At 45.5% G+C, this 24,273-nt stretch carries 18 protein-coding genes; 17 read left to right on the plus strand and 1 reads right to left on the minus strand.

Annotation, left to right across the window (positions count from 1 at the left end):
- Nucleotides 1–153: 153 nt before the first annotated feature.
- The 8 genes from EKM94_RS03835 (at nt 154) to EKM94_RS03870 (ending at nt 11,999) form a co-directional block, all read left to right on the plus strand.
- Nucleotides 154–2,529 carry a phosphoketolase family protein gene (locus EKM94_RS03835; RefSeq protein ID WP_125597746.1) on the plus strand — a complete coding sequence of 792 codons (2,376 nt, stop codon included), beginning with the start codon at nt 154–156 and terminating at the stop codon, nt 2,527–2,529.
- Between the two features lie 295 nt (nt 2,530–2,824).
- Nucleotides 2,825–4,801 carry a glycosyltransferase family 2 protein gene (locus EKM94_RS03840; protein ID WP_225422152.1) on the plus strand — a complete coding sequence of 659 codons (1,977 nt, stop codon included), beginning with the start codon at nt 2,825–2,827 and terminating at the stop codon, nt 4,799–4,801.
- Between the two features lie 119 nt (nt 4,802–4,920).
- The gene (locus tag EKM94_RS03845; RefSeq protein ID WP_125597748.1) at nt 4,921–6,780 is read left to right on the plus strand and encodes an ABC transporter permease; all 1,860 of its coding nucleotides are present in this window, start codon (nt 4,921–4,923) and stop codon (nt 6,778–6,780) included.
- Between the two features lie 216 nt (nt 6,781–6,996).
- Nucleotides 6,997–8,103, plus strand: coding sequence for an ImmA/IrrE family metallo-endopeptidase (locus EKM94_RS03850; RefSeq protein WP_225422153.1), 1,107 nt, complete (start codon nt 6,997–6,999; stop codon nt 8,101–8,103).
- Complete coding sequence (locus EKM94_RS03855; RefSeq protein ID WP_125597754.1) at nt 8,104–8,610, plus strand: DUF4411 family protein; 507 nt, start codon at nt 8,104–8,106, stop codon at nt 8,608–8,610.
- A 282-nt stretch (nt 8,611–8,892) separates the two neighbouring features.
- The gene (locus EKM94_RS03860; RefSeq protein WP_125597757.1) at nt 8,893–10,017 is read left to right on the plus strand and encodes an acyl-CoA dehydrogenase family protein; all 1,125 of its coding nucleotides are present in this window, start codon (nt 8,893–8,895) and stop codon (nt 10,015–10,017) included.
- A 192-nt stretch (nt 10,018–10,209) separates the two neighbouring features.
- Entirely contained in the window at nt 10,210–10,995 is a 786-nt protein-coding gene (locus tag EKM94_RS03865; RefSeq protein WP_125597760.1) for an electron transfer flavoprotein subunit beta/FixA family protein, read from the plus strand.
- A 14-nt stretch (nt 10,996–11,009) separates the two neighbouring features.
- Nucleotides 11,010–11,999: an electron transfer flavoprotein subunit alpha/FixB family protein gene (locus tag EKM94_RS03870; protein ID WP_125597763.1), complete on the plus strand. Its 990-nt coding sequence runs from the start codon at nt 11,010–11,012 to the stop codon at nt 11,997–11,999.
- A gap of 393 nt (nt 12,000–12,392) precedes the next feature.
- Here EKM94_RS03870 and EKM94_RS03875 read toward each other — a convergent pair whose 3' ends face one another.
- Nucleotides 12,393–13,268, minus strand: coding sequence for a LysR family transcriptional regulator (locus EKM94_RS03875; protein WP_125597766.1), 876 nt, complete (start codon nt 13,266–13,268; stop codon nt 12,393–12,395).
- A 104-nt stretch (nt 13,269–13,372) separates the two neighbouring features.
- On the opposite strand from EKM94_RS03875, the gene EKM94_RS03880 reads away from it, so the two are divergent.
- From EKM94_RS03880 to EKM94_RS03920, 9 genes are all read left to right on the plus strand, one after another.
- Nucleotides 13,373–14,395, plus strand: coding sequence for a YeiH family protein (locus EKM94_RS03880; protein ID WP_125597769.1), 1,023 nt, complete (start codon nt 13,373–13,375; stop codon nt 14,393–14,395).
- A gap of 104 nt (nt 14,396–14,499) precedes the next feature.
- Nucleotides 14,500–15,144: a ribulose-phosphate 3-epimerase gene (rpe, locus tag EKM94_RS03885; protein ID WP_125597772.1), complete on the plus strand. Its 645-nt coding sequence runs from the start codon at nt 14,500–14,502 to the stop codon at nt 15,142–15,144.
- A 232-nt stretch (nt 15,145–15,376) separates the two neighbouring features.
- Nucleotides 15,377–16,645 carry a 2-hydroxycarboxylate transporter family protein gene (locus tag EKM94_RS03890; RefSeq protein WP_164511093.1) on the plus strand — a complete coding sequence of 423 codons (1,269 nt, stop codon included), beginning with the start codon at nt 15,377–15,379 and terminating at the stop codon, nt 16,643–16,645.
- 64 nt (nt 16,646–16,709) lie between these two features.
- On the plus strand, nt 16,710–17,612 hold the full coding sequence (locus EKM94_RS03895; protein WP_125597778.1) for an ABC transporter permease: 903 nt from the start codon (nt 16,710–16,712) through the stop codon (nt 17,610–17,612).
- Nucleotides 17,612–18,499, plus strand: coding sequence for a carbohydrate ABC transporter permease (locus EKM94_RS03900; RefSeq protein ID WP_125597781.1), 888 nt, complete (start codon nt 17,612–17,614; stop codon nt 18,497–18,499). The genes EKM94_RS03895 and EKM94_RS03900 overlap by 1 nt, the downstream gene beginning before the upstream one ends.
- 39 nt (nt 18,500–18,538) lie before the next feature.
- A complete protein-coding gene (locus EKM94_RS03905; protein ID WP_125597784.1) occupies nt 18,539–19,993 on the plus strand; it encodes an extracellular solute-binding protein in 1,455 nt (484 codons plus the stop codon).
- A 5-nt stretch (nt 19,994–19,998) separates the two neighbouring features.
- Nucleotides 19,999–21,168: an ADP-ribosylglycohydrolase family protein gene (locus EKM94_RS03910; protein ID WP_225422154.1), complete on the plus strand. Its 1,170-nt coding sequence runs from the start codon at nt 19,999–20,001 to the stop codon at nt 21,166–21,168.
- Nucleotides 21,168–23,258 (plus strand): ADP-ribosylglycohydrolase family protein, encoded by a 2,091-nt coding sequence (locus EKM94_RS03915; protein ID WP_125597787.1) that lies wholly within the window; start codon nt 21,168–21,170, stop codon nt 23,256–23,258. Before EKM94_RS03910 ends, EKM94_RS03915 begins: the two co-directional genes overlap by 1 nt.
- A 14-nt stretch (nt 23,259–23,272) precedes the next feature.
- Entirely contained in the window at nt 23,273–24,265 is a 993-nt protein-coding gene (locus tag EKM94_RS03920; RefSeq protein ID WP_125597790.1) for a LacI family DNA-binding transcriptional regulator, read from the plus strand.
- The last annotated feature ends 8 nt before the right edge of the window (nt 24,266–24,273 follow it).

A 24,273-nucleotide genomic window follows, 5' to 3' on the forward strand; every position in this document is an offset into this window, starting at 1 on the left:
GTTTTTGGACGCGATAAATGCTAAGCTAAGGGCAAAGAAACCGTTTCCTCGAATTGGAACGTATCAATTTTCAAAATGGTTGACTTTTTGACCAGATTTGTTATGATAGTGATGTTGAATGATGTTAAGTAAATTGTCATTAGGAGGCAAATTATGGATTCAGTTAAAAACAACGTTGATTATTCTTCAGCTGAATATCTCAATAAAGTTGATGAATTTTGGCGGGCGGCTAACTATATCTCAGTTGGTCAATTGTACTTGAAAGACAATCCGTTATTGAAGCGGCCGATCGTCGCTTCTGACGTTAAGGTTCACCCAATTGGTCACTGGGGCACGATTGCCGGCCAGAACTTTATCTATGCCCATTTGAACCGGGCAATCAATAAGTATGGCTTGAACATGTTCTACATCGAAGGCCCAGGTCATGGTGGCCAGGTCATGGTTTCTAACTCTTATCTTGATGGTTCTTATTCTGAGATCTATCCAGAAATCAGCGAAGACGAACAAGGGATGGCGAAACTATTCAAGCAGTTCTCCTTCCCAGGTGGGGTGGCCTCTCATGCTGCTCCTGAAACACCAGGCTCGATCCATGAAGGTGGCGAGTTAGGTTACTCACTTTCCCACGGTGTTGGCGCGATTTTTGACAACCCTGAAGTGATCGCGGCGGTTGTTGTTGGTGATGGCGAGGCTGAAACTGGCCCATTAGCGACTTCATGGCAATCAACCAGCTTTATCAACCCAATCACCGATGGCGCGGTTCTGCCAATCTTAAACTTGAACGGGTTCAAGATTTCTAACCCAACGATCTTGGCACGTAAAACTGACGAAGAACTGACCAAGTACTTCGAAGGGATGGGCTGGGAACCAATCTTTGTTGAAGGTGACGATCCTAAGAAGATGCACCCAGCAATGGCGCAGGCTGTTGACGCGGCTGTTGAGAAGATCGAAGCAATCCAACAACATGCACGGGAAAACAACGACGCAACACGTCCAGTTTGGCCAATGATTGTTTTGCGGGCACCTAAAGGCTGGACTGGTCCCAAAGAATGGGATGGTAAGCCAATCGAAAACTCCTTCCGGGCTCACCAAATTCCAATTCCTGTTGACCAATTAGATATGGAACATATTGATCATTTGGTTGCTTGGCTGAAGTCATACAAGCCAGAGGAACTCTTTGACGACAATGGTGTTTTGAAACCTGAAATCAAGGCGATGGCACCTAAGGGGATTCGCCGGATGGCTGCTAACCCAATCACCAATGGTGGTTTAGCGCCACGGCCAATGAAATTGCCTAACTGGCGGGATTATGTTTTAGATAACTCCGAACGTGGCAAAACGATCGCTCAAGATATGACGGTCTTTGGCAAATGGGCCCGGGATGCGATCAAGTTGAACCCAGATAACTTCCGGATCTTTGGCCCTGATGAAACCATGTCCAACCGTTTGGCACCGATTTTTGAAGCTAGCAGTCGTCAATGGGAAGAAAGCATCAAGGAACCTAATGATGAATTCTTAGCGCCAGCAGGTCGGATCATTGATTCTCAATTATCAGAACACCAAGCTGAAGGCTGGCTGGAAGGCTATGTCTTAACTGGTCGTCACGGTTTCTTCTCAAGTTACGAGGCTTTCTTGCGGGTCGTTGATTCGATGTTGACGCAACATTTCAAGTGGTTACGTAAAGCTGACGAACAAGCTTGGCGCAAGAAGTACCCATCATTGAATATCGTTGATACTTCAACTTCTTTCCAACAAGATCACAACGGCTACACGCACCAAGATCCAGGTATCTTAGGCCATTTGGCGGACAAGAAGCCGAAATTCATTCGCGAATATCTGCCAGCTGACGCTAACTCCTTATTAGCGGTGGCCAACAAGGCTTTTGCGAGCGAAGAGAAGATCAACGTGATCGTTGCTTCGAAGCACCCACGGCCACAATGGTATTCAGCTGATGAAGCCCAAGTTCTCGTTGAGAAAGGCTTGAAGATCATCGACTGGGCCAGCACTGACCATGACAGCGAACCAGATATTGTCTTCGCTGCCGCTGGGACGGAACCAAACTGGGAAAGCTTGGCTGCGATCTCGATCTTGCACAAGCAATATCCTGAGATGAAGATTCGCTTCATCAACGTGGTCGACTTATTGAAGTTACAATCACCTAAGATCAACCCACGTGGTTTGACTGATGAAGAATTCGACACTTACTTCACGACCGATAAGCCAGTTATTTTCGCTTTCCACGGCTTTGAAGGCTTGATCCGTGACATCTTCTTCGATCGTCACAACCGTAATATCAACATCCATGGCTACCGGGAAAATGGCGATATCACCACACCATTTGACATGCGGGTCTTGAACGAATTGGATCGTTACCACCTTTCTAAGGATGCGGCGCTGGCTGTTTACGGCACTGCAGCGGCCCAATTCGCGCAAAAGATGGATGACAAAGTTTCTTACCACAACAGCTATATCCGCGAACATGGGACTGATATTCCTGAAGTCGAGGAATGGCAATGGGAACCACTGGACTAAAAGACCGGGTTTTAGTTTAAGGGTGACCACCAAAATAGTTTGATCGTTTTAAACCAACTAGATTCACTCACTGTTTTTGTTACTCCTAATGTGTAAATAGCAAAGACGTCGCTTTCAGCCCACCACTGAAAACGACGTCTTTTTTTTGGCACTTGGGGCGATGAGCAGGGCTACTTTGTGAGTTCGCCTTTATCTCAAGGGTCATTAGTAATATAATTGACCAATGTGAACCTCTGATTAAACTAGGTCTAGAAACGGTCCATTGATTGAGAATCCGATTAGAAGGAGTGTCGAAATGGTAGAAATGAGTAAAAAACGGAAAGTAGCCTATTTTCTAGCGATTTTACTGTCGATTCTTTATCTCCTTTGGCGGGTCTGCTTCACGATTCCGTGGCACGCCAAGCCTGCGGTGTTGATCTTCGCCTTGTTATTGGTGATTTGCGAGATCATTTCAAATTCGACGGCCTATATTTTGATATACTTTCGGTTGACGGAAAAGAAGTTGCCCCCGGCGCCAGTGTCTTACTTACCTGCGGCGACTTTACCGGCGGTGGATCTGTTGATCGTGACTCATAACGAGGAGCCGGAACTCTTACGCAAAACAATCAATGCGGCGACGTTTATTGAATATCCAGGGCAACTGAATATTTTCGTGGCTGATGATGGTGATCGCCCAGCAGTAGCCGAATTGGCCGCGGCCTATCAGGTGGGTTACATTGGCATGCAGGACAATCACCAGGCCAAGTCAGGCAACATCAATCATGCCTTGTTGCAGCTCCACGCGCCGCTCTTTGCGATCTTCGATGCGGATATGATTCCCTATTCGACATTTCTGCAGGCGACCGTGCCGCTTTTTCAACAGAACTTCCAAGATTTGGCCGCTGATCCTGATCAGACGCTTCCGTTGGGTTTCGTCCAGACGGCGCAAAGTTTCTACAATGCGGACATTTTCCAATTCAACCTGTTCTCTGAGAAAATCGTGCCCAATGAGCAAGATTTCTTCTCGCGAGATGTCAACGTGCTGAATGGCTCGAATAATCATGCGCTCTTTACCGGGTCGAACACGGTTTTCCTGCGGCAGGCGATCGATGATGCTGGCGGGTTTCCCACGGATACGTTGACGGAGGACTTTGAACTCGGCGCGAAAATCAATATTGCCGGTTATAGTAGTCGGTCAACGGATAAACCGCAGGCCAGTGGGACCACGCCAATCAATTTACGTGGGGTCATGAAGCAACGGACGCGCTGGGCTCGTGGGGTAGTGCATAGCTGCCGTAATCTGCATATTTTTCTTAATCCGAAGATTGGTTTCGAAATGCGGTTGATTCTGATGAACTGTTATTTCTATTGGTGGTCGTTCTTTCGCCGGATGGTCTACTTGTTTGCGCCGTTGCTCTTCTCCTTATTTGGGATCATGGTGGTCAAAGCGAATTTCTGGACCCTGATGTTGACGTGGATGCCTGGTTATTTCTTGTTGCATTACGTGCTCAGCGATACCTCGGATAAGATTCGCGATGAACGCTGGGGTGAGATTCAAGAAACGTTTTTTGCGCCCTATTTATTTCTTCCGGTCATACTGGAATCGCTGGGTTTTCATGAGCGCAAGTTCAAGGTCACGAAGAAGACCAGCCGAACCTCACTGCGAGATTATCTGTTTAGTTGGCCTTACTATTTGTTGTGGCTGGTCCACCTTTTCGCTATTATCAAGTTCAACTACGGCAAGTATGGCTCGGAAATCCTGGTCGGTAGTGTGATCACTTTCTGGTTGATCTCGAATTTCATCAATCTGAGCTTCTGCTTATTTATCTCGATGGGGCGGCAAGTCTATCGGAAAAGTGAACGCTTTAAGCGGCGGGCCTCGGGGCAGTTACATCTAGGCCCGGCGTTGAAAGTGATCTTGACCCACGATATTTCTGAAGGCGGGCTGTCTTTTGCGGCGGTCAGCGACGCGGATGAACCGCACTTGCACGCTGGCGATGCGGTGCGCTTGACCTTGTATCATGGTCGGACGCCGTTAGACCTGCGGGGAACGGTGACGCGGGTGCAACCAACCGATCAAGCACCGATCTATAGTATCAAAACAGCGAAAATGGATCGAACGACCGAGAATCATTATTTACAGCTGGTCTATGATGGTGAGAATGAATTGCTGCCAGCTGAGCAGGACACCTGGATCACGGTTTTCGATGAACTTTATTTGAACGTGGTCATGCGGGGGCGTAAATTGCAACAACGCTTGCGGCGCCGGCCAAGTTCTAAACGGTCGCATTAGTGCACTGGCACGCTGGTCACTGGGCCAACTGGAACCGACGTGGTGCCTGTGCTCGTCTCAGGCTGATCGCCGATGACGAAGGGCAGCAATCACGGTTAAAAAAGGAAGGGGTGAGCGTTTTGCATTGGTTGGGACTAGTGGCGATCCTGTTGGCTTGGATCGGTTACCAATGGTTGTTACGGCTGGCAGGGGTGGATTTCTATGCGTCTTGGATCGTCGCGTTATTGGCCCAGATCATGGTCTTTTATGTCTTCGCGATGATTGGGCAACTGCGGCTAGGGATTTACCTAGTTGTCGGGTTAGGTGTTTTGATTTCGTTGGTTTTGTTTCCACTGGCACTATTTCGCAAAATCGACCTACTTTCAGAGGATATTCATCTGTTTGATCTCTGGATGGTGGCTTTCGGCATTGCGCTTGCCGGGGCCTTATTCTTGAGTCCCTTGATTCATTATGATAATTTCTCCCATTGGGCACTGATTGTCAAATTCATGACTTACACGGGGCATCTGCCGGGAGCTGCCGATCAAATCATCAGCTTCACTTCCTACCCGCCGGCAACAGCACTATGGTTAACCGAATGGACAACGCTAGTCGGTTACCACGATGGCGTCCTACTGGTGGCCCAATTTGGTTTGATTTGGAGCGCGACTTACGCGCTTTTCGCAGTTTTGCGTGATCGAACGCGGGCGTTGACAGCCATGGTGCTCTGCTTTGCGATTTCAATCGCTAACGTGTTCAATATTGCGATCCGGTTCAACAACTTGTTGGTCGATTATGTTTTGCCGATCGTTACCGCGGCGGGGATCGCCGTTTTATATGCTCATCGCGACCAGCCCCGCTACCAATGGCCCTTATTGGCGCTGTTTAGTGCGAGCTTGCTCTTGACCAAGAATTCTGGCACGTTCTTCGTTGTGGTCTTGGTCGGGTATGGCCTCTATCTCAACCTCAAGCGCCTACGCCATCAGGGCTTTGGCCGTCATTTGCGTGGGCTATTGGGCTATCTCGTGACGGTAGTTCTCGGTGTGCTGCCGTTCCTGTGGTGGCAACAGCACGTGAAAACAACTTTCCCCAGTTCGTCTAAGCACCAAATTGACTTTCAAGCTTATTTACGTCAGCTCAAGGGTGAAAGTGACGGCACCATGATGAAGATCACGACGAAATTTTTCCGCGCGCTTTTCGATCCGAGTACCTTGGCGCTTCAGGGCATGCTGTTAATCAGCGCTGCCTTATTAGTCGCGTGGATCGTGATCCGATGGGTCATCAAGCGTCGTAACCCGTTACTCAAACTGTTGATCGTGGTTGACTTAGGCTACTTGCTGTACGCCGTGAGTGTGCTGGCCATGTATCTTGTCTCCATGCCCCACGCTGAAGCCATCAAGCTCGATGGCCTGGAGCGCTATCTTGCCAGTACGGTGATTCTCAGCTTGTTTGTGGCGGCGCTGGCCTTGGCGGTGGAATTCGATTACGCCTTGTATGAACAGAATTTCGCCAAACGCGGGCTCCGTTCCTTCCGCTCGGTCAGCACCAAAACGATTTATCAAACGGTTAGCTTCGGCTTGCTGACGTTCTCAGTGATCATGATGGTTTCCGAGATCAATGGGATCGATCACATCAATGCCGTCAATCAGCGAACGCTGCCGGTCCAGCTAACGAAAATCTCGCAACCCCGCACCAAAGTCACCGATCAGAAGTTCCTGTTGGTTTATCCAGAGCCGGAAGACGTTGACAATTATTACGCGGGTCAAGTCGGCAGGTATTATTATTTCACGGATAAATTGGTCGGCCAAGAAGCGTTTCAGATGACGCCGGCCGCCTTCAAAACCATGATCCAACAGTATGATTACGTCGCCATCCCGGAACATCATTTGACCTTCAGCAAACTACTACGCAAGACATATGGCCAAACCGTGCGCACCGGCTTGTTTCGGGTAACGCCAACGGGTCTTCAGCGGATCGATCCGCAGGCCCGGCACTATTGAGGCCAACTGGCTAAAAAAACGCTAATGATGATCAGCCACGATTGCTTGATGTGCTGGGGTCGTTAGCGATTTTTTGGCGTGAAAAGAATTCTGTTGCGGGAATACCAGCGGATTTTGCGTATTTTAGATTAAGGACGATTTGAAGCTGTTTGGGGAGTAAGCGTTCTATGCTATACTTAACGTGGTATCAAGCTGTCCGGAAAGGTGGCAACGAAGATGAATGCAGCAACACTGAAGGCCTATTTTGAAGAATCTGGTCTGACCGTCGCGTTTATGCAGGAAAAAACGCATCAGAATTTTCCTGATTTTTTGTCTGGCGCAAAAACGCCAACCTTTAACCAGCTGATTAAAATTGCGCAGGTGCTGAAAATCCCAGTGGGATTATTGCTCCTAAATCAACCGCTTGAATCAAGGACGGAGCAAATCAATTTTCGTACGGTCAACTCGGAACATGTGGACCAACCTAGTAAAGAATTGTTGGATACAATTGCTGAGATGCGCACGAAACAAGACTTCCTACGAGGGGAGATCGACACCGAATTACCTTATATTGGACGGTTTACAAGCCACGATAACGAATTAGAAGTGGCTCGTTTCATTCGTCAGACTTTGATGATCAGTCAAGATTACTATCGGTATACAGATAAGACACATATTATTCAATACTTACGTGAGCGAATCAATCGGAGTGGTGTCTTCGTTTTCTTTAATGGCAAATATAAGGACAACACTCATCGCGTTTTAGATCCACATGAGTTTCGCGGATTCGTCTTGGTTGACACGAAAGCGCCGCTGATTTTCATTAATCAAAAGGATAGTAGCAATGGCCAATTATTCACGCTTGTTCACGAATTGGTTCATCTCTTTATTGCCGACGAGGAGATTCTTGGGCATCAAAGCCTGAAGCATGATTTTGATCCGACAGAGGTATTTGTCAATAAAGTGACGGCAGAGATATTGGTTCCCCAAGCAAGTTTCCTGAAGCAGTATCGTCAAACGCCGGAAATGGCCGCATTAGCGTCTTATTTTAAGGTCAGTGAATTTGTGATCGCCCGGCGCTTGTTGGATAATCGTCAAATCAAACAGGCCGACTACGATCAACTGATCGATGAATTAACTAACCATTACGAAGCTTTTCAGCTGACGCGAACGACCGAAAAAACCGGTGGTAATTTCAAAAATAATATTCGTTTTAGAATCGATCGCCAATTCTTTAACTATGTTCAAAATGCCATCAACAACCAACAACTATCATACACAGAGGCTTTCAATATTATTGGCGTCGGCTACAAGGGTTATCATATCTTGAAGGAGCGTAGATAGATGACGTATTTATTGGACACAAATATTTATATCTCTTTCTATGATCGCTATTATCCTAAAGAGAATTTCCCTTCTTTCTGGCGCGAATTTACAACTATTCTTAATGCGGATATCGTTATCCCCAAGGTGGTCGCCAACGAAAATATTCAAAGTGAATGGTTTGTCAACGAGTATTTGAAGAACCATTACCAACATAAATTGCTTGATCAACGGCTGTATGTTACCGAGTGGCAGCAGGTGCTGGAACATATTCAAGCCAGCGCTAATTATCACGATGAGGCTTTGAACAGTGATCGTGGTTGGGCGAATTTAAAGATTGCTGATGGCTGGTTGATTGCGATCGCTAAAAAGACCGGCTATACGATCGTGACGGATGAAGTCAAGAATATCAATCTCAACCAACAACATCCGGCCAAAAATTGTAAGATTCCTGATATTGCTCAGGATTTAAACGTTCCCTGTATCTCGATGCTTGAGTTTTTTAAAGAAATCGACCTGCGGGTTTAGCGAGGAATTTCTGTTTCGCCAGGCTTTTTTGCTTTTAAGCACGCTTCAGATCAGTACCGTAAAGGATTGAAAGAGAGTTACCTTTCAATCCTTTTTTATATATAAAAAATGTATCTTGTTTTTAGCGCAATGATAAATATATTTGAGAAACATTGCTGTAATAGCATATTGAGAAGATATTCCAAAATATATATATAAAAATAGTATAATTTACTTGCCTCGATAAGTGAAAGGGGTTACAATAATAAGCGTGATTGTGAAGTAGTATACGGAGGGAAAGCAATGGTTGAATTAACAGCGGCGCAATTGATGCTACATCAAATGGTTCAGGAGTTTAGTGCCAATGAGGTGCGGCCCCATGACATGGCGATTGATCGGGAACGGTCGTTTGGTTCTGATCTTTATCGGAAGCTGGTCGATACAGGCTTTCTGGGTCTAATGTTGCCGGAACAATATGGCGGTGCCGGGTTTGACGCGGTGGCGACGGCGCAGACGATTTATGATTTGGCCGTGGGCAACGCCAGTGTAGCGGTCACCCTGGAAGGTCACTACAAAACGTTGGATCAGCTGTTGAAATACGGACAACCATCCTTGCTGGATCGCTATTTGCCCAGCGCGACCCAGCGGATTTTCGCTTTCTCGATGACCGAACCCAGTGGCGGCTCGGATCATAGCACCTTAGGCTCGACGGCGGTCCGCCAGGGGGATCATTGGGTGCTCAACGGCAACAAAATCATGATCACCAATGGCGGACTGGCCGAAGTCTACTGTGTGCTGGTCAAAACCGCGCCGACTGAATTCTCGGTTTTCCTCGTTGATCAAGACATGCCCGGTTTTAAATTCGGTAAGCAAGAGAACTTCCTCGGGCTGACGGGGACGCCGATCGGTGAAATTTTCATGGAAAATGTTGTGGTGCCAGCCGACCATTTGTTGGGCAAGGTGGGTCAAGGCCATGAGATCGGCGACAATGCTCATGCGGATGCCCGCGTCTTAATGGGCGCGGTGGCGGCAGGAATCATTGAACATGAGCTGGAATTGGCGGTGGACTACGCGCATCAGCGGAAATCCGGCGGTCAACGCTTAACCGACTTACAGGCGATCCAACGTAAAATCGCGGACATCGCCTTAGCCAAAGAAACCACTGCTTTGTTGTATGAAGAAGCGGCGCGTCACAAAGCCAAAGGGCAACCCTATGCCGAAATCGCGGCGATGGCTAAGACCCACGGCAGTCGGCAAGCGGTTCGCGCCGGTGATGATACCCTCCAAATTTACGCAGGTTATGGCTACAGTTTGGATTATCCCATTGAACACTTGATTCGTGATGCGCGAGCGCTGGAAATCGCGGAAGGAACCGTGGAGAAAATGCGCGCCGAAATCACCCAACTTGAAGTGGCGCAGCGCATCTAAGTACTGGTTGCCTTTTGACACTGGACAACAGCGCTTGGCCAGTGGGAGCCGCGAAAAAAGTGTGAGCCGGCCGGATTGCTGCGCAACGTTAAGCTCATCACCGTCTGGGGAGTCGCTTTTAGCTCCTGGACCTGTGAAGTAGTAAAGTGGCAAAAGCAAGACCGACGCACACCATTCCAAAGGAGTATGCTTATGAAAATCGTTGTTTGTTTGAAACAGGTGCCGGAAACCAATCAGGTCAAGCTCGATCCGGTGACCCATAATTTGATTCGTCAAGGCTTGGCCGGCAGAATCAATCCCTTTGATCGCCATGCGGTGCAGGCGGCGTTGGATCTTAAGGCTCAGGTTGGCGGCGAGGTGATCGTGCTGTCGATGGGCCCCAATGATAACGAATATTGTTTGCGCGAAGGCTTGGCGATGGGCGCCGATCGTGCGATTCTATTGAGCGCGCGGGCTTTCGCAGGCTCGGATACGTTGGCCACAGGCTACACGTTAAGTCAGGCGATTCGCAAAATCGGCGCCGTTGATCTGGCTTTCTTCGGGCGCCAAGCGGTGGATGCCGACACTGGGCAAGTGGGACCGATCGTCGCGGAATTTCTCGGCTGGCCACAATTAACGTTGGCTAGTCAGCTGACTTGGACTGATCAAGGACTCCAAGGCGTGCGGCGTTTAGGAGCGTTGGCGCAAACCTTGGCTGTTCCTTTGCCGGCGGTTGTCACCGCCACGCGGGAGCTGAACGATCCTGGTTATCTGCAACCGCGACAAATCAAGGCGGGTTTCCAGCAACCGATCCTAACTTGGAACGAGGTTGATCTGGAAGCGGACCCAGCGCGTTTAGGTGTCGCGGGTTCGCCAACGGTCGTGCGCAAAATTCTCGCGCCCCAAACCAAGACGGTCCCAACCCAATATTTGAATCCGGATCCACAAGCGGCCGTCGCGGAACTGTTGACCGCCCTGCAAGCCAAGAATCTGCTTTAAGGAGGCGCACCACAATGACAAAAATTCCTGAGGTTTGGATTTTCGCTGAGCATCAGCAAAATCAAATCGAACCAACTGTGCTGCAATTGATTAGTAAGGCACAGGCAATCGCGCCGACTTTCAAAGTGGTCGCCGTTTTATTAGAAGCGCCTGACCAGCAACTTGAGCAAACTTTGGCCGCATACGGCCCCGACCAAATTTTGGCGGTGAAACAGTCCCAACTGGAACAGGTCGCGGATGTGGAGCAAGCCATGATTCTCCAGCAATTGGTGCAAGCCCGTCAACCCAATAGTTTCCTGTTTGGGGCCACGGCATTAGGTCGTTCCCTCGCGCCGCGACTCCAAGCCAAATTGCAAACGGGGCTGACCGCTGATTGCCTCGACTTGTATTTTGAAGACGAGCTACTGGTTCAAGTGAAGCCTTCATATGGGGACAACATCATGTGTGAAATCACTTGTCCGGAGCGTCGACCACAAATGGCGACAGTCCGGCCCAACACCTTTGCGGCGGTTCCCGTCGAAGCTGACCAAGTTTGTCAGGAGATTGAGGTGTTGACTGACCTAACTTGGCCAAAAGTGGCTCATTTCGACATTCTTAATGAACAAGTAATACCTACACCACCAGCGAGCTTGGCCCAGGCCGACCGGATCGTTGCGTTGGGTCGCGGCGCGGCGGATCCAGCCAGCGTGGCCACGGCGCGGCAGTTGACAGCGGCTCTCAACGCCCAACTGGGAGTGACCCGGCCGCTGACTGATGATCCCCAATTTGCCGTTAGCAATCAAATCGGCCAAAGCGGGCAAACAGTTGCTCCTGAGCTACTCTTTTGTTGCGGGATTTCTGGCGCGGTGCAATTTCTCACAGGAATCACCCAGGCGCAAACCGTCGTTGCCATCAATTCCGATGCGCAAGCGGCCATCTTCGGCGTCGCTGATTACGGCTTCGTCGGCGATGCCAAAGCCTTCATGACCGCCTTAAATCATGCGCTGCTCGCCAAGAACGCTTGATTCCAACTAGAATGGCCTAGATACATCTGAAAGCACTTGGAAATAATAAAAAGACAACAAATGAAGCACCAATAGAAAACCATCGCTGTCACAAAAACGACCTGATTCCGTTAACCATCTTGGAATTGGGTCGTTTTTTGTCCCGCGATTTTGAAACGTGTTCGCCAGCCCCAGCGCTTTCCGCTTAGCTACGCGATTGTTCCGGAAGCAAGGTGCGGCTTCCAAAACAATCGCTAGGCTAATGCTCAAGCGCTACCCGGGTTGGCTCACACTCTGTTATGAAACGTGTTCGCCCGCCCAGCTTCTTGTGCTTAACTACGTCAGGCTTCCGGAGGCGAGGCCCAGCCTCCAAAATCCTGACTAGGTTAATGCTCAGAAGCAATTCGGGCTGGCTCACACTCTTTTTTGTAGTAAGTTGGCGTATTCTCGATATTCCGCCTTGAAAAAGCTGTTCTTGGGAAAGACCAAATTGAGCGGATGACTGATGTGAAAGCCCGGAAATGTCAGGGGCCATAAGCGCTGCTGATCCAGTTCAGTGGCGACTAAATCGCGATAAAGGAAACTGAAGCCCACCCCGCTGCGTAAAACCTGGATGATCGTCTCCGGATCAGGCAGTTCGATTTGCTTCGGAAATTGATTCAAATGTTGATTTTGCGTAGCCAGAAAGCTGGTCAGAATTTCGCGACTGCCAGAGCCAGCTTCGCGAACCAACAAGGTTTCCTGGTGTAACTGGTCCCAATCAAATTGGGGCGCTTGGCTGAGTCGGCGCTGACCTGTAACGGCGATAAAGGGACTATTCCGCAGGAAAAAGGCGTCAAATTCGGTGGTGTCGAAATTACCTTCGATCAAACTCAAATCAATTGTGCCGGCGCGCAACCCGGCCAAATTCTCTTCGGTGTTGGTCAGCTTGACCGTGAGCTGGTCGTACTGCTGGCTAAGAACTTTTAACAATGGTGGTAAAAGGGTGTGACTGAGGGAACGCGTGCAACCCAAAGTCAGCTTGGTTGGCCGACCAGATTGCTGTAAGGCCGCTAGAAAATGCTGATTCTCCGTCATGATCAGGCGCACATAACGTTGCAAAGATTGGCCGGCGTCGGTTAGTTGGATGCGACCATGCTGGCGCGTGACTAATTGCAACTTCAACTCGGCCTCCAACGATTTGATCTGCTGCGACACCGCAGGCTGGGTGATGAATAACTCCGCCGCCGTTGCGGTAAAGGAGAGATTACGACTCAGATGATAAAAGGTCAAGTAGCGTTTATCGAGCATTAGAACCTCCGAGATTAGTTTATCTTATACCAACCTAACAAATACTAATTTTTACCTATTCAGTGCCTATGATACCATGAAAACAAAAATCAAAGGAGAATTCGATGAGTTTTAAAACATTACGGACGAAAAGCTTTGGCTATGCTTTTCTGATTACATTAAGTTGTTCCTTGTTAGGTAGTTTCCTGGGCAGTTTACCTTATTTATCAGTGATCGGCGCCTTGGTGCTGGCCCTGATTTTGGGGATGGTTTTTCAAGTATGGCCAGCCGCGGTTCAGGCCAGTAAGGCGGGCAATGGGTTGATCGCCAATAAATTTCTGCGTCTGGGGATCATTTTGCTAGGGTTCAAATTGAACCTGATCGAACTGGCCCAAGCCGGAGTCAAAACCATTGTTGTGGCGCTGATCATTGTCACGGGAACAATCAGTTTGACCTATTGGCTGGCGCGCAAATTTGGCGTTTCCCGGCAATTAGCGATCCTCGCGGCCTCGGGCACAGGTATTTGCGGCGCCGCGGCGGTGATGGGCATTTCACCGCAGATTCCTGCCGCTGACGGCGATGAAGCGCAAAAACATGATGACGAAGTGTTGGCGGTCGCAATCGTGGCGATTCTGGGCACGGTCTTCACCTTGATTGAGTTAGGATTACGCCCCTTGTTACAGATGACACCTACCCAATTTGGCGTCATGGCCGGCGGGTCGCTTCATGAAATCGCCCATGCCGTCGCCACTGGGGGCGCTAATGGCCCGGTTTCGTTGAACACCGCGATTATCATGAAATTGTCGCGGGTCTTGTTACTGGCGCCGGCGGCCTTGATCATCGGCATCTGGTATCAACGCCAAAGTAGCAGGACGAATGCCTCTTCTCGGAAATTGCCGATTCCTTGGTTCATGCTGGGCTTTATTCTGGCTTCAGTTGCCGGGACATTTTTGCCGCTATCCAGCGCGGTTTTGGCCGGTTTAGTCAAGTTGGCCTATCTGGTGCTGGGCATGGCCATGGCCGCCTTGGGCATTAGCGTGAATTTCAAGGTCTTCTGGCGCAGCGGGCGCAAAGCCGTATTGGCCTGCCTCACCGGGTCCGTCTGCTTGTTGGCTTTCACGATCCTCGTCAGCAAACTCTTCTTCTAGCCAGGTCAGCCCGGTTTCTTTTTTCAAAAAGCGCTTGCAATTAGTCGGTACCTTGGCATAAGCTGGTGATAGTGCGCAACTATCTTTATTTGGGAGGAATCATTATGCCGATTGTTTCACCTTCATTATTGGCCGCTGACTTATTCAAGCTGGGCGACCAGATCAAGCTCATCGAACAGACCGACGCCAGTTACTTACACGTGGACATTATGGATGGCCATTACGTCCCGAATATCAATTTCGGCGATAAAATCGTTGGCGAATTGAAGCAACACACCGCGCTGACTTTGGATTGCCATATCATGGTCAACCAGCCCGAACAAGTGATCATGGACGTGGCGGCGGCCGGCGGAGATATTCTCACGTTTCATCCAGAAACGTCCGCCCATCCTTACCGCCTGATCCAAGAAATCCAGCGCCTAGGCAAAAAAGCCGGGATCGCCTTTGACCCCGGGATCGCCCTGAGCACCTATGCCGACTTGTTGCCATTGGTCGACCAAGTATTGGTCATGACCGTCAGCCCTGGCTTTGGCGGCCAGAGCTTCCTGCCAGCGATGGTGGAAAAAGTCGCCGCCGCGAAACAGCTCCGCGAGGACAACGACTACCATTACGACATCGAAGTTGACGGCGGCGTCAACGCCGACACCGGTCAACAATGTGTCACGGCCGGCGCTAATGTCTTGGTCGCGGGCTCCTACGTGTTTAAAGGCGAGATTGCTGAACGGATTGAATCGTTGACGCGTTTGTAAATTGGAAAAAAGTATGGTCAAGAGATCATACTTTTTTATTTTGAGCCGCGTTTTGAAAACGCTTTAAAAGTTTATGCTAAAAAAGGCGAAATGTTATTGACCAAACATTCAAATTATGCAATAATGCATATGTAACCGGTTACTTGGTCCAAGTGGTATTCATAATTCGAAAACACAAATTTTTTTAGTAAAATGTGTAATCGGTTCCACATTTCGAAAGGAGCCTAATATATTGAAAAAAATAAAAATCGGTTTCTTGCCTTACCAACTATATTTGATTCTCTTGGCGTCTTATATATTTCTTTCGCTTAATCACATGATTCCAAATGATTTAATGGGAGCCATTGGCGTATTAATGGTCTTTTCATTAATCTTAGAGGAAATTGGAAGACATATCCCTCTTGTTAGGACGCTTGGAGGCAAGGTATTAGTTGTCACGTTTCTACCATCGTTTCTAGTTTATAAGAAATGGCTTCCAAACGATTCAGTTCAAATAATTAACGAATTCATGGATAATACAAACTTTTTGATGCTGTTCATTGTCTTTATCGTTGTTGGAAGCATGATTAGTATGAGTCGTGAGGTATTGATTAAATCTGCTTCAAAGATAATCGTTGCCCTGCTGACCTCTCAAATAATGGGTATCATTGTTGGCTGCGTTGTTGCCGTATTATTAGGTTTTGATCTGAAACATGCTTTTTTCTTTATTGTCGTGCCAGTTATGGCCGGAGGTGTTGGTGAAGGCGCACTGCCATTGTCCATAGGGTATTCAGCAGCCTTCGGATTATCGCAAGGTGATGTGTTTGCACAACTACTACCATGTGTCTTTATGGGTGGCTTGATTGGCGTAGTTTATGCGGGGTTACTTAATCAATTAGGATTGAGACGAAATGATTTGACAGGGTTCGGTGTGCTCGTAAGGGATACCACTTCAAATTCGCTCTCTGGAGAGAGCAAGAATGAAATGCCACATAAACTTGAGTATACACTTAGCGCGGCAACACTTGCGATTAGCATCTACTTCCTCTCAATTCTCTTGAAAAAATTTATTGGCTTACCTGTTCCAATTGTCGTTCTATTACTCGTGATTGCCATCAAGATACTGAATTTAGTTCCGAAAGAGATTGAGGTGGGAAGTGTTGATTTATATAGATTCACGGTGACTGCGATTTCGCCATTATTACTATTTGGCGTTGGGGTATCAATGACCCCGTGGGAAGATCTGATTAAGGTGTTTTCGGATTTTCGAATTGTTATTGTCTTATTCACAGTTGTTACTACGATCGTCATTGTTGGCTTCTTTATGGGGAGGCTGACTGGGTTAAATGAGATTGATTCAGCAATAGTTATGTCATGTTGTAGCGGACAAGGAGGAACAGGAGCACTAGCAATCCTAGCGGCTGGAGAGCGTATGCAGCTGATGCCATTTGCACAGGTGTCTGTTCGAATTGGAGGTGCCCTGGTAGTAATGCTAGCACTTAGCCTTGCGCGACTATTCTAGGATTAAGTTATTCTGGAACGATATGTAATCGGTTAAAAAGGCTATATGATGAGGAGAGTTGAGTATGGGTATTAGGGGAAAGATGAAGTTCATCAAGAGTAATTGGTTGTTATATGTGTTTTTGATTCCAGGGCTGGTTTATTTTGCGTTTTTTAGAGTTTGGCCGTTGATTGGAATGAAGCTTGCTTTTGAGGATTATAGGATTATCGGCGAGAATACTTTCGCAGGCTTGAAGTATTTTCGAATGCTTTTCAGCTCACCGACGTTCTTGTCTGTCTTAAAGAATACGGTTATTATCAGCTCCATGAAAATTATTTTTGTTTTTCCAATTCCAATAATCCTGGCTTTTATGTTGAACAGCAATCCATTTCGTGGATTGCGCAAAGGCGTTCAATCAATGATATATCTTCCCCATTTTCTTTCCTGGGTGGTTATTGCAGGCATTTGGATTAGTCTCCTGAATCCATCATCTGGTGGGTTTAACAATCTGCTAAACATTTTCCATCTTCCGTCAATGGATTTTATGACGCAAAAAGGTTCTATTAGGTGGGTACTTGTCTTTTCCGAAATGTGGCGAAGTGCTGGGTGGGATTCAATCATCTATCTTGCTGCAATAATGAAAATTAGTCCGTCATTGTATGAAGCGGCTTACATGGATGGGGCAAATTCTTTGCAACAAACTATCCATATAACATTGCCAGAATTAAGAAATACAATTATCACTGTCTTTATTTTGAATTTAGGGTTCTTTATGAATGCGGGCTTTGATCAGGTATTCAACTTCATGAACAATTCAGTAATCAGTGTTGTTGATATCTTGGACACATATGTTTATCGAATTGGGCTTCAAAACGGCCAATATTCGATTGCGACGGCAGCAAGCCTCTTTAAAGGGTTGATCGGTATGGTCCTTATCCTAGGAACACACTTCACATCTAAAAAAATTACTGGAAAGGGTGTCTGGTAATGGTAAGAAGAAATAGAAAATCTCTTGGCGTAATTATTAACTCAATCATTCTATTACTGATCGCAGCGTGTATGGTTATTCCAATCTTGAATATCCTTGCCCAATCATTGACGAGTCCTGACAGAATGCAAGATTTATCGGGTTTGAGTATCATCCCTAAAGGGTTCACGTTCCAAAACTATCAAATATTATTTTCAAATCCTCAAGTGACGAGAAGTATATTTATTTCAATATTTTTGACTGTTTGTGGTACTGCCTTAAGTCTGTTCTTAACTGCAATTACGGCTTATGTTTTAACCAGACCGTCCTTTGTTGGAAAGAACTTCTTCATGATAATGCTAATTATCTTTATGGTTTTCGAACCTGGGTTAGTACAGGAATATTTCGTTGTTAAGGACCTTGGCTTGATAAATTCGTTATGGTCAATTATCTTGTATCGCACAATTGACGTGTATTACCTAATTATTCTCATGCGTTTCTTTGAAGAAATTCCTGAGTCCATCATGGAATCGGCGGATATTGACGGTGCAGGACATTTTACTAAATTTACAAAAATTGTGCTTCCACTTTCGAAAACGGCGATGGCGACGATGGGACTCTTCTATGGTGTATTTCGGTGGAATGAATACTTTAGAGCTTCTATTTACATCAACGACCCAAGCAAGTGGCCACTTCAAGTGTTGATGCGTCAATTTGTTGTTTTAAACGATAACTCATCGATGATGAACTCGTCCGGAGCACTCTCAGCCGAGGTGCTAAAGAGCATTGATTTCAATTCATTAAAGGCTGGCACTATTATTGTTTCAATTATTCCATTGATTCTGCTTTATCCGTTTGTTCTGAAATTCTTTACTGAAGGGACGATGGATGGAGGCGTGAAAGAGTAAGTTGTTTAATACTGGGCTAATAAAAAAGGAGAAATAAAAATGAAAAAAACACTTGTTACTCTATTTGCTCTGGGTAGTCTCTTCTTTGCCGGAGGTTGTTCTAAAAAGGCTGCAACAGATGATACGAGTTCTAAAAATGGAACGGTTGAGTTAAAAATTGCGTATAAAGACGACAATGCAAGTAATAAGAACGCCACCAAGTATTATAAAAAATTAAGTCAAATATTGAAGAAACAAGGTGTTAATGTTTCGTTTAAAGTTGTCGATTTACCAAGCGAAGGGTACGCCGATAAACTGAATTTACAGATTTCAGGTGGGGATATTCCAGATTTGATTTATTTTCAAGGTGGAGATTCTGCATTTGCTGAACAAGGAATCTTGGAAGATTTGAGACCGTATATTAAGAAGTCCAAATATGTCAAGAATATTATGACCGATATTAATAAGGCTAGAATTGAGAACTATCCATACCTACTTTGGATCAAGCCTGCTACCGCATCTGTCCCAGTGGTTAAAGAAAGTGAATTAACTCAGGTTGATGGGTATGAAGACTTGGTCAAATCTCCAACAGTTGAAAACTATCAGAAACTATTAACTCAACTTATCGGGAAAAAGGATGGCAAAGGAAATCAAGTTAAGTTTGGTATTACGACTTCAGGAACCACACAAGAATTAGATAGCATCTTTGACATGGCGTTTGGTAATAATAAGACTTGGATCAAAAATAACGGGAAATATATGTACAAACGAGTTTCCAAAAATGAGAAGAATAAGCTAAGCTTCTACAAGCAACTATTTGATGATGGAATTCTAGATAATGAGTTCCTCACTAAGAAGTGGGATACCAAAGAACAAGCTTTCTACGATGGTGCGTCTGGTTCGATTTTGGGAACGTCAGGAAAAGTTATTGATTTATACGAAAATAAAGTAAATCAGTTGTCAAATGATAAACTAGTAGTTCTTCCGGCGGCAAGCGGTGATTACCAAGGTTTTGGTGCTACAGATCTTTCCAAAGAAACCAGAGGGATGGCAATTTCTAGTCAGTCAAAACACAAAGATTTGGCGTTTAAGGTTTTGGACTATCTTGGAAGTCCAGAAGGGCAATTACTTGATCGATTTGGTTTTGAGGGTGAACAGTATACAATCAGCGGTGATGAGCTCACATTGACTGATAAGGCAGCCGATTGGTATGCACGGTTCTGGGAACCAAGGAAGATCGATATTCCATACGAACTCAAGAAACCAGTATTAAGCAAGGTTGCTGAAAGCTCGTATGATGAAGTGGAAGAATATTATACACCGGATAATGCTTTTATCATGCCTGATGAATTGATTACTAAATGGGACGCGACTGAAAATCTTTACCTTGAATTTGCGGCTGATGTAATAACGGGCAAGAAGAGTATTGATAAGTTTGATGATTTTGTTAAGGATTGGAATAGTGCAGGTGGTAAGGAAGTAACAGCATACGCAAATAAGACAATTAAGGAATGAGCATAATGGAATTCAAGAAGAAGGTATTAGGTGTTCTATTCGGGACCGCATATGGTGATGCTCTTGGCGCAGTGGTAGAGAAACTATCAGCTGAAGAAATTCGAGAACAGTATGGAAAGGTTACCGATCTGCGAACCAAATGGTACAAATCCGATTATTCTCCTGAAGCCAGACTAAATCGAATGCGTGGATATGGTGTCATTACTGATGACACATTGATGACAATGGCCTTGGCTGAGACTTATCTTGTTAAACAGCGACATATTGATTGCTGGGATATGCGAGATGAGTTTGTCAGGCAGATTGTTTATACAAAACGCTATATTCCTGAATTCAAGAGGCAGGCCTATATTCAGGATAGACTATTCTACCCAGAGAAATATATTTTCCAACGCCATATTCTAGCAAACTGTGAACCTAGAGAGGGCGGAATAGGGAACATGGTTAACTGCGGCGCAGCGATGTATATCGCTCCAATCGGCATTGTTAACGCGGGAAATCCCCAAAATGCATATAATGAAGCGATTCTGTTTGCTTGTGGACATCAAGTTAGTTATGGACTTGAGGCGGCGGGGGTGCTCGCGGCTTGTGTTGCAGAGGCAATGCTGGATGACGCCACCATTGATTCAGTGATTCAAACAGCACTTCGCTTTGCTAAAGATGGCACCAAGGCGGCCATTTCTGCAGTGATTGAAACAGTTAAATCGCTGGAGCAGGATCAGATTCCCGTAACCGATGAATTGGCCGTTGTGAAATTACATGAAGCGTTGAAGTTATTCTCGCCAATGGGTGATGATGTGGCTAATCGTGAGGATAAACTAAATAAAGTAACAACCTATTATTCGCCTTCTAGAGTTTATAGTATTGAAGAACTCCCGATTGCGCTTGGCTTTCTGAAGTTGGGGAAGGGCGACTTTAATAAGAGCATTATTGCAGGAATTAACTCTGGGCGTGATACCGATTCAATTGGTGTGATGATTGCAGTGATTTGCGGTGCTCTATATGGTGATAGCATTATTTCTAATCAAGATAAATTACTTCTCGAAGAAGTTAACAAACAAAACTTTGAAGATGTGGCTGAGTCATTCTCTGAAGTTGCAAGTAAAATTATTTCAGATGATGTCAAAACCGCATTGCAGCAACAACAATTATTAGGATTGGAGATTGGCAGATAATGGATAATAGTACTGTTGAGAAGATTTACGCAGGATTTCTTGGGAAGTGTTTTGGGGTTCGACTAGGAGCACCTGTCGAGCCACAAATATGGACATATAAGAAAATCCGTGAAATTTATGGCAACATGGACCATTATACAAAATATTATAAAACCTTTGCTGCCGATGATGATACGAATGGTCCGGTCTTCTTCCACAGAATGTTATTAGAGAAGAGTAACCCGAAAGACTTCAGAGCTGATGATGTTGCGAAAGCATGGCTGAATTTTGGTCGTGAGAATATCGGGATGTTCTGGTGGGGTGGTAATGGGGTCAGTACCGAGCATACCGCATATTTGAATTTGCTAAAAGGCATTATCCCACCTGAATCCGGTTCAATTGCACAAAATGGTAAAGTTCTGGCAGAACAAATTGGTGGACAAATCTTTATCGATACCTGGGGATTGCTATTCCCAAACAATCCTGTGAAGGCTGCAGAGTTTGCGCTGAAAGCAGCGAGCGTTTCGCATGATGGCGATGCACTTGAAGGAGCCAAATTTATTGCCGCATGTATTGCAATTGCATTTTCAACAGATAGTATCACTGATGTTGTAGCACAGGCGATGACCTTCGTTGATCCTGACTCCACTTACTATAAGGTTATCTCTGCTGTATTAGAATTTCACGCAGAGAACCCTGATGACTGGTTTGAGTGTCGAGAATATTTGGAACAAGAATGGGGTTATGATAAATATGGTGGTGTTGTCCATGTAATTCCTAATGCAGGAGTTTGCATGATGGCATTACTTTATGGAGATGGAGACTTTGCACGCACAATTGAGATTGCCTCAATGAGTGGTTGGGACACGGATTGTAATGCAGGAAACTGCGGTACAATCTTGGGTGTACTAAATGGTGTTTCGGGATTGCCGGCTAAGTATAGGACACCAACAAATGATCGAATTATTACTTCGAGCGTAATTGGGGAATTAAATATTGTTGACATTCCAACCTTTGCTCGTGAGACTGCAATATTATCTTGTCAGCTCAACGATGAACCTCGCCCAGATTTGCTGGATCACGACTTTGAACTGGGCAAGATTGATTATGATTTCTCATTACCTGGATCGACTCATGGTTTTATGTCGGACAATTACTTTAAGACTGAGCTCCGCCACGTTGAGAACAAGGTAGGACATAATGCGCTGGGGATTCTTATTGATAGAATGGTTGAGGGCGATCAAAGCCATATCTTCACGAAAACATACTATCGGCGCAGAGATTTCAGTGACGAACGGTATAAGCCATGTTTTGCACCGCAAGTGTATCCGGGCCAAACAGCGTCATTCCAGATTCTTTTGGAAAAGTGGCAAGGTGGAAATCTGGTTGTTCGTCCATATGTTAAAGATACCTTCTCGGAAAGCTATTTGTACTTAAGCCCACAAGTAGTTGAGCCTGATCAACTGAAAGAGTTAACTTTTGAAATTCCGGATATGGCAGGCAGTTTCCCTGAAGAAGTCGGATTATTGGTGGAAACGGATTCTGAATTATCCAATCGTTTCTTTGGCCAATTAAATATTTGTTCGTTCAAAGTATCAGGGAAACCAAAATATTCAATCGATTTTTCAAAACAAAGCTATGAGTTTCTTAACGTTACTCCATTCGCATTCAATAACGGTCAACGGACCATTGAAGAAAATAAAATGGTTTTGGAATGTGATAAGGGGATGAGTTGCTTTACCGGCGATTACTATACTAAGGATATCGATGCTGAATTCATCTATCAGGCCGAATACGGGATGGAACATCAGTTCATTTTTAAGGCTCGTGGGATTCGACAATATTATGCGATTGGATTTGATGGCTACAATAGCATTAGTCTCATTCGGAACGATTTCGGTAGCAAAGAGTGCCAGCGTGTTGAATTTGCGTGGAAGTCGGGTGAAGAGTATCGAATGAGAGTTAATTCTCAAGGAAATGAATGTAAACTATTTATTAATGGTCAAGAAGTATTGTGCTATGATAAGATTGATGGGTTCCAGTCGGGAATGTTTGGCTATCGCATTGGAAAGGAAGGAAAAGCAAGAATTAGTGAAATCCATGTTCAGTAAATCTTGATAAACACATGGCAACAATTAGAGATGTTTCAAAATTAGCAGGAGTTTCTACAACTACAGTATCAAGATATTTAAATCAAAACTCATATGTCGGGAAAAAAACCTCTGAGAAAATTCAAAATGCAATTGACGAATTAAATTATTCTCCCAGCGCGGTTGCAAGATCACTCTCGACGAGTTCCTCAAATTTGATTGGGTTATTGTTCCCTAATCTGAGTAACCCATACTTCCCTCAACTTATTGACGGAATTGAAGGAGAGCTGAAGCGACGAGGCTATACAGTTCTTTTGGGTAGGTTAGATAATAAGGATGAATTTCCAAGTTATTTACGAACCTTTGAAAATAACAATATCGCTGGGATAATTTCGTCTGCTGGCATAATTCCGGCGCAAAAAGTAAGTGTACCGATTGTAGAAGTTGACCGAATTTCCCAAAATAGTAAATATTTTGTTACGACAAATGACTTTCTAGGCGGCTCCCTTATTGGGGATAATGTAGCTAGAACCGTTGGGACTACAAATATTGCAATCATCAAAGGGCCAAATACCAGCCGAAAGTCGATTGATCGGTTCGAGGGGCTTTGCTCTGTTTTACTGAAATATCCGGCTTTGAAAATTACTGAAATTGCATCGAATACTTTTGATATTAAGTTGGTTGACTCTGTTATTAAGCAAATATTTGATTTGGACCCTTTTCCAGACACAATCATTGCTCAAAATGACTTATACGCAATCGTAATTCTTCAAGAATTATTAAAACGTGGAATTAAGGTTCCCGAACAGACTCAAGTTATTGGATATGATGGGATCAACTTTCTTGACTTGATCTATCCAAGAATTGCGACAGTGGAGCAGCCTATTTACGAATTAGGAAGTGAAACGGCAAATTTAATGGTTCAAATTATCGAGAATTCAAATTTGAAAGAAACACAAATCCAATTGGATGTTAAGTTTTCCGCTGGTGCAACACTTCGTCCGACGAGAAAAGAGATATATCATTGAGCCAAGAA

The sequence above is a fragment of the Lapidilactobacillus achengensis genome (assembly GCF_003946655.1).
In the GTDB taxonomy this organism is placed as follows: domain Bacteria; phylum Bacillota; class Bacilli; order Lactobacillales; family Lactobacillaceae; genus Lapidilactobacillus; species Lapidilactobacillus achengensis.